This window comes from Streptomyces pseudogriseolus (assembly GCA_002154585.1).
Lineage (GTDB): Bacteria > Actinomycetota > Actinomycetes > Streptomycetales > Streptomycetaceae > Streptomyces > Streptomyces pseudogriseolus.
The window spans coordinates 1-8529 of sequence record MUNG01000386.1; the positions used below are offsets into that span (position 1 = coordinate 1).

Consider the following 8529-nt stretch of genomic DNA (forward strand, 5'->3'; position numbering starts at 1 on the left):
AGCCCGTCCGGGTGGTCGACGGGCTGCGCGTCGACCACCCGGACGGGCTCGCCGACCCCGGCGGCTATCTGCGGCGGCTGCACGAGGCGACGGGGGGCCGCTGGACGGTGGTGGAGAAGATCCTCGCCGACGGCGAGGGGCTGCCCGCCTCCTGGCCGGTCGCCGGCACCACCGGCTACGACGCCCTGCGCCACGTCGACGGGCTGTTCATGGACCCGGCGGGGTTCGGGGAGCTGCTGGACCGCTACCGGGCCTTCGCGGCCCCGCAGACGGACCGGGGCGGCGACTGGGACGCCACGGTGCGGCGGGCCGCGTACAAGGTGCTCACGCACGAGCTGGCCGCCGAGAGCGACCGGCTCACCCGGGTCGCGGCCCGGCTGTGCGCGACCTCCCCGGAGACCGCGCTGCGGGACCGCGCGCCCTGGGCGCTGCGCACCGCCCTGACGGAGCTGCTGGTGCGGCTGGAGGTGTACCGGCCCTACTCCCCCGAGGACGCGGCCACGGTGGTGACCGAGGAAGCCGCGGCCGAGGCCCGGCGCGCGTTCGCCGTCCCGGAGGAGGCGGGCGCGGTGGACGTCGTACGGGATCTGCTGCTGGGGCGGTACGGGGACGGGCCCGCGCAGGCGGAGTTCCGTACGCGGTTCGCGCAGACGGCGTCGGCGCTGCGGGCCAAGTCCGTGGAGGACACGGCGTTCTACCGGTACGTGCCGCTGCTGTCGGCGACGGAGGTGGGCGGCGAGCCGGGCGACCCGGCGGTGGGTCCCGACCGCTTCCACGCGTACTGCGCGCGCGTGCAGCGGGACTGGCCGGCCACCGGGACGGTGCTGTCCACGCACGACGCCAAGCGCAGCGCGGACGTGCGGGCGGCGCTGCACGTGCTCACCGAGTGCCCGGGGCGCTGGGCGGACGTCCTCGCGGAGGCGTCCCGTGGCGTGGAGCCGGTGCCGGACGGGCAGCTGGCGTGGGCGGCCTGGCAGACGGTGTTCGGGCTGGGCCCGGCCGGGGACGAGCGGGCGCGGGAGGAGCGGGTGCGGGAGGCGCTGCTGAAGCACGTGCGCGAGGCGGGTCTGTTCACCAGCTGGACCGAGCAGGAGCCGCCGTACGAGGAGGCGGTGGCGCGGTTCGTGGCGGCGGGGCCGTGCGGGGTGCCGGGGCGGAAGGTGGCGGAGCTGCGGGAGGCGCTGGAGCCGCACATCCGGGCGAACGTGCTGGGTGCGGCGCTGGTGCACCTGACCATGCCGGGCGTGCCCGACCTCTACCAGGGCACCGAGCGCGAGTACCGGGCGCTGGTCGACCCGGACAACCGGACGCCCCCGCGGTTCGGCGAGAACGGTGACGGGGGCGACGGCGGCGGGGGCCGCTCGGAGAAGGAGGCGGTGACGCGGGCGGCGCTGGCGCTGCGGGCGCGGCGGCCGGAGGTGTTCGGCACGAGCGCGTCGTACGAGCCGCTGGCCGCCGTGGGCCCGGCGGCGGACCACTGCCTGGCGTTCGCCCGCTCCGGCGAGGTGGTCACCGCGGTGACGCGTCTCTCGCTGCGCCTCGCGGAGTCGGGCGGCTGGCGCGACACCCGTCTGCCGCTGCCGCGGGGGCGGTGGGCCGATGTCCGGGAGCCTGGGCGGGAGTTCGAGAGGGAGGTCCGGGCGGCGGAGCTGTTCGCCGCGTCCCCTGTGGTGTTGCTGGAGCGGTTGCCGGAGTGACGGCGGTTCCGTCTGCGGGAACGCTGTGCGGGGCCGGTGCGCGGCCGGCGCAGGGCCGGTGCGGGTCCGTGGGACGTGCGGCCGGCGCGGTACGGCCGACGTGCGCGAAGAGGGCCGTGGCGTGCCTCCGAGCGCCCCCTGGCGGCTCCCCCGCACCGGCCTTGACACCGTCTCGCGGCCGTGGGGTACTGCGCAGTGCGAGTGCGAGCGGTGACGGGGGGTGGGTCCGCTTGCGGGAGTCGCGCTATCCGACGGTGGCCGAACTGGTCCTCTCCGCCCGGACGCTGGCCGTCCAGTGGCCGGGACTGTGTGTGCTGCGGCAGGTGGGGGTGTCCCGGGGCGGACGGCCGCTGCACCTGCTGTCCGTGGGACGCGCCCGGCACGCCGTGCTGGTCGTGGCGGGCGCCCACGCCAACGAGCCCGCGGGCAACGGGACGCTGCTGACGCTGGCCCGGCGCGCCCTGTACGAGCGGGAGCTGCGGGACGGCGTCTCCTGGCACTTCCTGCTGTGCGCGGACCCCGACGGGGCGAGCCTGCACGTGACCCCGGCGCCGCGCAGCCTGTACGACTACCACCTGGGCTTCTTCCGGCCCGCCGGGCCCGAGCAGCCGGAGTGGGCGCCCTCGGTGCTGCCCGCCGACCGGCTGCCCCCGGAGACACGGGCGCTGACCGGGGTGATCGACGAGCTGCGGCCGTTCCTCCAGGTGTCCCTGCACGGCACCGACCTGGGCGGCAGCTGGGTGCAGTTGACGCGGGACGTGCCCGGTCTGGCGGAACCGTTCGCCAAGTCCGCGGCCGAGCTGCACATCCCCGTCGAGACGGGCGCCTCGGACGCGGCGGGCTGGCCCGCGTCGGGGCCCGGCGTGCACGTGATGCCCGCGCCGGAGGCCGCGCCCGCCTATCCGAGCCTGACCGACGACGCCCGGCACAGCACCTGGTACCACGCGCACCGGTACGGCGGTCTGACCGCGGTGGTCGAGGTGCCGATGTGGGCGAGCGACCTGGTCGACGACCCGGCTCCGCACCCGGCCCCCGACACCGCGATGCACGCGCTCGCGCAGCGGCTGCTGCGGGACGCCGGCGAGGTACGGCACGTGCTGGAGGACGTACGGCCCGGCCCGCCGCCCCCGGATCCGCTGCTGCGGGCGGCCACCTGGGTGCTGGAGCTGGTGCCGGGCCTGGCCGACGACCTGGTCCGCACCCCGCCCGCGGACGGCACCCGCGCCTACGTCGGCAGCGTGGACGCCTTCGCGCGCCGGGTGCCGCTGCGGGCGGCGGCGATGCTGCGACGCGCCCTGCGCGACACGGACGCCCGGGCGGCGGCCCGCCTGGACCGCCTGGTCGCCCACTGGAGCGACGCCTTCGCCACCCGCTTCCACGCCCGCTGGGTCCCGGTCCGCCACCAGGTGGAACACCAGTCCCGCACGGTGGTCGCGGCGGCACGGCAGGCGCGGGGGTTGAGGTGAGGTGAGAGGGGTGCCCGCCCCGCGCGAGGTGTTCCCGCATGCCTTGGTGCCGGTCCGGCTCCGACCACGCCCGCGGGCGGGCGACGCGATACCTGTCACGGGCCACGGCGAGTGGGTGGGCGGGGCCCGTGAGGCTGCGTCACGGGCCGGAACCGCCGGGATTCTCACGTCCCGTCCAGGGCGAACAGCGCCCCCGTCCGGGCGTGCAGGGTGCAGGTGTTCGGGAAGGTTTCCGTCCAGGTGACCTGGCGGTCGTGCCACATGCCCTCCGCGTGGGCCGTGACCGGGGCGTAGATCATCGGGCAGAGGGTGTCCTCCGCGGGGAGGGCCGTGATGCGGCCCTCCGTGGCCGACAGCTGTGCGCAGGCCTCCTCCGCGTGCGGGTGACCACCGCCGGGCGGATCGCAGCGCAGCAGTGTGCCGCCCTCCGCCGCCGGGGCGTCCCCGTGGGTGACGGTGAGCATCAGCCAGTTGCCCGGTTCGGGCGTGGTGTCCGCGTGGGCGGAGGGCGTCGCGCCGGCGAACAGCAGGAGGGCAGCGGCGGACAGCGCCGCCCCTGCCGTCTTCACTGAGGTGTGCGTCATTCCCGGTGCATCGGCACGGCGGGCCCCGCACCCCAGCCCGGCTCACCCGAACGGGAGGCTCCGGGGGGCCTCCGTACCACCAGGGCGCACACCGCGCGGACCACCCGGGCCTGGTACTCCGCCTGGCGGTCCACGCCGATCCAGCGGGCGCCGAGCGCGTCCCGGAGGTCGGCGCACCGCGCGTCGATCAGCCGGTCCAGCTCGGGCAGCGCCCCGGCCGGGTCGTGTCCGGCACGGGTGACCAGCTGGTGCAGCAGGCCGGCGGTGCGCAGGGCGAGGCGCCGCCCGGCGAGGCGCAGCGCGGCCAGACGGGCGGTCGTCATCAGTGGCAGCGGATGCGCAGAATCGTTCCCGCAGTCGGGGTCCCAGGCGTCCGCGAGGCCCGGGCAGATCAGGAGGTAGTCGTCGACCGGGGCGAGCAGCCGGTCCGCGTCCGGCACGTCCGCGACGTACGGGCGGATCCGCGCCGCCAGCGCGCCGAGCAGCCCGGTGTCACGGCGCAGGGTGCGGCTGACGGACCGCAGCTCGCCCTCCGGGTCGGGGTGCGGGGCGCCGTTCCCGACGGCCGCGACACCCCACATCGGCGCCTCCACGACCGCGGTGACCGTGCCGTACCCGTAGGGGTGGTACCACGTCGACTCCACGGCCGCCTCCGTGATGGCGGCGGCCAGGTCGCGGCGGTGCGGGGGCGGGATGCGGTAGACGGCGGGGCCGAGGACGGGCCAGTACAGGGCGTCGTAAGCGCCGAGTTCCCGGGGCACGCCGAGGCGGGTGGCGACGGCGGCGACGCGGCGGTCGAGGCCCGGCAGGTCGTGGGTGAGTTCGACGAAGCCGCCGCCGACGTCGACTGCGTGCAGGGAACACTGGAGGAAGGGGCGCAGCTCGTCCTGGAGCGCGAGCAGCGCGCGGGTCTCCGGCAGGGCGGCGGACGCGGCGCCGTCCGGCAGCCACTCGGGCTGTTCCGAGAAGCCGGGGCGGTAGAAGTGACGGAAGTGGCGGCCGAGGGTGTACGGGCCGGTCAGCCAGCGCTCGTTGTGGCGCAGCCCGTCGGGGTCGAGGCACAGCAGCAGGTTCCAGGTGACGTCCGCGCCGTCGGTGAAGCGGTGGTCGGCGAGGGCGTGCTCGGCCAGCCGCAGCACGGTGGCGCCGCCGACCGGTTCGTTGGCGTGCGGGCCGGCGACGACGAGGGCCTGGCGGCTGCCGTGGCCGACGCTCAGCAGCCACAGGGGGGTGCCCGCGCGGGAGACGCCGACGCGGCGCAGACGCGCGTCACGGGGATGGCGGGCGGCGAGGGCGGCGGCCCGTGCGCCGAGTTCGTCGACGGTCGGATAGGTCAGGAGGGGCGTCAGGTCACACCTCCACGAAGCGACGCCGTCGTCCACCGGAAGTACAGGGGTGCGGGAAGTACAGGCCGTGCGGGGAGTACAGGCCGTGCGGGGAGTACAGGGGTGCGATGCGTTGTGCCGAGTACGGGGAGTGCACCGTGCCCTTGCAGTCAGTCACGGCCGCCGGGGTCGCGTCAACACCGTCCCGTGTCAACGACTCTCACGAACGCGTCAGTTGGCGGCGAGCCGGTAGGTGATCCGGCCGAAGCCGACCTGGTCGCCGTCGCGGACGACGGCCGCGCCGACGACCCGACGGCCGTTCACCGTCGTGCCGTTGGTGGAGCCGAGGTCGCGCAGCACCCACAGCCCGCCCTGGTGGGTGAGTTCCGCGTGCACGCGGGAGACCGTCTCGTGGGCGAGCCGCAGCCCGTTGGCGGGGTCGCGCCCTATCCGCAGCGGATGCCCGTGCGCCGGGTGCGGCAGCAGCAGCTTCGGCAGCTTCTCGGCCCGCCAGGCCCGGCGCAGCCGCACGGTGAACCCGGAGACCGCCTCGACCGAGCCGAACACCGCGCGCGACAGGCGGCTCTCGCGCGGCAGGTCGGCGGTGAGCGCGGCGAGTTCGTCCGCGCGCCGCGCCACGAGCGCCAGCTCCATGCGCCGGATGAACGTGTCGTGGGACAGGCGGCCCTTGGCGACGCCGTCCCGCAGCACGCTCAGCGCCTTGTCACGCTCCGCGTCGGAGAGCCGCGCGGGGTACGTGGAGAACTCGAAGGACGACGTCACGCGGTGATTGTCGGTCAGCCGGGGGCGAGCTGTCCAGAAACCCCGCAAACGGAAGCCCGGTGAACACACGTCGGGCGACACCCGCCGCAAAACGGCGGATCCCCCGGCGAATTGATCTCCCATGCCGCACGATGGAGGCGCTTCATCACGGTGAGCAGACGAAGGGGAACCGTCCGTGCAGTTCGAGGTGTGGGCACCACAGGCCGGCCGAGTGACGCTGAGGTGCGACGGCGTCACGCGCGCGTTGGAGCGCGATCCCGAGCGGGAGGGGTGGTGGCGGGGGGAGGCCGAGGCGCACGACGGCTCCCGGTACGGCTTCGCGCTGGACGACGGCCCTGTGCTGCCGGACCCCCGCTCGCGCCGCCAGCCCGACGGCCCCGACGGGCTCAGCGCCGTCGTCGACCACGACCGCTTCGAGTGGAGCGCCGAGTGGAGCGGGCGTCCGCTGCCCGGGGCGGTGCTGTACGAGACGCACATCGGCACCTTCACCCCCGAGGGCACCTTCGACGCCGCCGCCGAGCGGCTCGGCCACCTCGTCGACCTCGGGGTGACGCACGTCGAGTTGATGCCGGTGTGCCCGTTCCCGGGCCGGCACGGCTGGGGGTACGAGGGCGTCTCGCTGTGGGCGGTGCACGAGCCGTACGGCGGGCCCGAGGGGCTGAAACGGTTCGTCGACCGGGCGCACGCGCTGGGGCTCGGCGTCGTCCTGGACGTGGTGCACAACCACCTCGGTCCGTCCGGTAATTACCTGCCCCGGTTCGGCCCGTACTTCACCGACACGCACCACACCCCGTGGGGCGCGGCGGTCAATCTGGACGCGCCCGGCTCGGACGAGGTGCGGGCGTATCTCGTGCAGAGCGCGCTGGCGTGGCTGCGCGACCACCGGATCGACGGGCTGCGTCTGGACGCGGTGCACGCGCTGGTGGACACCCGCGCGCGCCACTTCCTGGAGGAGCTGTCGGAGGCCGTGGAAGAGCTGGCCGCCGACACGGGCCGGCCGCTGTTCCTGATCGCCGAGTCCGACCTCAACGACCCGCGGATCATCACCCCGCGCGGGAGCGGCGGCCTCGGCATCCACGCGCAGTGGAACGACGACTTCCACCATGCCCTGCACTCCGCGCTGACCGGCGAGTCGCAGGGCTACTACGCCGACTTCGCGCGGGCCCCGCTGACGGCCCTGGCCAAGACGCTCACCGGCGGCTTCTTCCACGACGGCACGTACTCCAGCTTCCGGGGCCGGCACCACGGGCGGCCGCTGGACCGCACCCGCGTGGCCGCGCACCGGCTGCTGGGCTACAGCCAGACGCACGACCAGATCGGCAACCGCGCCCAGGGCGACCGGCTGGCCGGGCTGGTCTCCCCCGGGCTGCTGGCGTGCGCGGCGGCGCTGACGCTGACCGCGCCGTTCACGCCGATGCTGTTCATGGGCGAGGAGTGGGCGGCGGGCACGCCGTGGCAGTTCTTCACCGACCACACCGACCCGGAGCTGGCGAAGGCGGTCAGCGACGGCCGGCGGCGGGAGTTCGCGGCGCACGGGTGGGCGGAGCAGGACGTGCCCGACCCGCAGGACCCGGCCACCCGGGACCGCTCCTGCCTCGACTGGTCCGAGCCGGAGCGGGAGCCGCACGCGCGGATGCTGGCGTGGTACCGGCAGCTCCTCGCGGTCCGCCGCGACCATCCCGACCTCACCGACCCGGACCTCGCCGACACCAAGGTGGCGTACGACGAGGACCGGCGCTGGCTGGCCTTCCGCCGCGGCGACGTCCGCGTGGCCGTGAACCTGGGCACGGACCCGGCCGACATCCCGCTAGGCTCCCGCGAGGCCCGCGTCCTGGCGGCGTGGGAGCCGGTGGACATTCCGGGCGCGGACGGCTTGCTGCGGCTGCCGGCGGAGTCGGCGGTGGTGCTGCTGCAGGAGTGAGGCGGGGATGGGAACGGGGGCCGGGGGTACGGCCCCCCGCGCCCCCACCGCCCGGTCGCGCGGTGGTGCGCAGTGTACGGCGCGCGGCGCCTGGCGGACGGCGCCCGGCAGGCGGCGCCCGTACCTGGGGCGGCCGGTCGCGTGTCCGGCGCGCGGGCGACCGCCGGGCGACGGGGTGGCAGCCGACACGTGGCGGGCGGCTCCCACGCCCCGACCGCCGGGAGGGCGCTGGTGCGCGTGTCCGACGTTCGACGCCTGGCGGGCGGCGGGGCGGTGCCCGGTGTCCCGTGTCCGACGCCCTGCGGCCCGCGGCCCGCGCCTACGGTGCCGCGTCGCTGTCTCGTAGGTCGGTGACGCGTTCCAGCATGATCGGTTCCCAGGCGCGGCGGAGGCGGGTGCGGAGGAGGGGGAGGGTGTCCGTGGCGTTGTGGACCAGGGCTTCGGCGAGGTGGATGACGCAGTCGCAGCGGGCCAGCCAGAGGCCGCGCAGGCAGGGGCGCGCGCCGTAGCCCGCCAGCGTGGCCGCGCGGACGGCGGCGGGGGCGCCGACGGCGCGGGCCAGACCCGCGATGTCCTCGGCCGGGTCGCCGACCACCGCCGAGTCCCAGCCGAGCACCCCCCGCACCCGGCCGTCCGCGCCGACGACCAGGTTGCCGCCCGTCAGGGCATGGTGCACCAGCACCGCCGACCCGGCCTGCGCCGCGAGCTGCACCGTCGCCGCCTGGGTGAACTGCCGCAGCCGCGCCGCCTCGA

The 8529-nt window shown here is 76.0% G+C and carries 7 protein-coding genes; 3 read left to right on the forward strand and 4 right to left on the reverse strand.

Translation table 11 applies throughout. From position 1 onward, the window contains the following. On the forward strand, positions 1-1697 hold a 1697-nt coding region (gene treY / locus CCN29_RS28435; RefSeq protein WP_107481745.1), incomplete at its 5' end, for a malto-oligosyltrehalose synthase. Positions 1698-1927: 230 nt separating this feature from the next. Further along, positions 1928-3163, forward strand: coding sequence for a M14 family zinc carboxypeptidase (locus CCN29_RS28440; RefSeq protein WP_037817172.1), 1236 nt, complete (start codon positions 1928-1930; stop codon positions 3161-3163). Between the two features lie 164 nt (positions 3164-3327). Here CCN29_RS28440 and CCN29_RS28445 read toward each other — a convergent pair whose 3' ends face one another. From CCN29_RS28445 to CCN29_RS28455, 3 genes are all read right to left on the reverse strand, one after another. Then, positions 3328-3747: an SSI family serine proteinase inhibitor gene (locus CCN29_RS28445; RefSeq protein ID WP_031062366.1), complete on the reverse strand. Its 420-nt coding sequence runs from the start codon at positions 3745-3747 to the stop codon at positions 3328-3330. Then, complete coding sequence (locus CCN29_RS28450) at positions 3744-5129, reverse strand: M14 family zinc carboxypeptidase (protein ID WP_086685448.1); 1386 nt, start codon at positions 5127-5129, stop codon at positions 3744-3746. Before CCN29_RS28450 ends, CCN29_RS28445 begins: the two co-directional genes overlap by 4 nt. Positions 5130-5303: 174 nt before the next feature. Then, complete coding sequence (locus CCN29_RS28455; RefSeq protein WP_006136515.1) at positions 5304-5855, reverse strand: FHA domain-containing protein; 552 nt, start codon at positions 5853-5855, stop codon at positions 5304-5306. Between the two features lie 175 nt (positions 5856-6030). Here CCN29_RS28455 and treZ point away from each other — a divergent pair, with 175 nt between their 5' ends. Next, a complete protein-coding gene (gene treZ / locus CCN29_RS28460) occupies positions 6031-7776 on the forward strand; it encodes a malto-oligosyltrehalose trehalohydrolase (protein WP_086685450.1) in 1746 nt (581 codons plus the stop codon). Positions 7777-8095: 319 nt separating this feature from the next. Here the strand turns inward: treZ and CCN29_RS28465 are convergent. After that, positions 8096-8529, reverse strand: a 434-nt coding sequence (locus CCN29_RS28465; protein ID WP_442538528.1) for a phosphotransferase, incomplete at its 5' end; no start/stop codon positions are given.

Excerpts from the sequence above, each read along its gene's own strand:
- CCN29_RS28445 (WP_031062366.1), bottom strand. The coding sequence starts at position 3,747 with ATGACGCACACCTCAGTGAAGACGGCAGGGGCGGCGCTGTCCGCCGCT.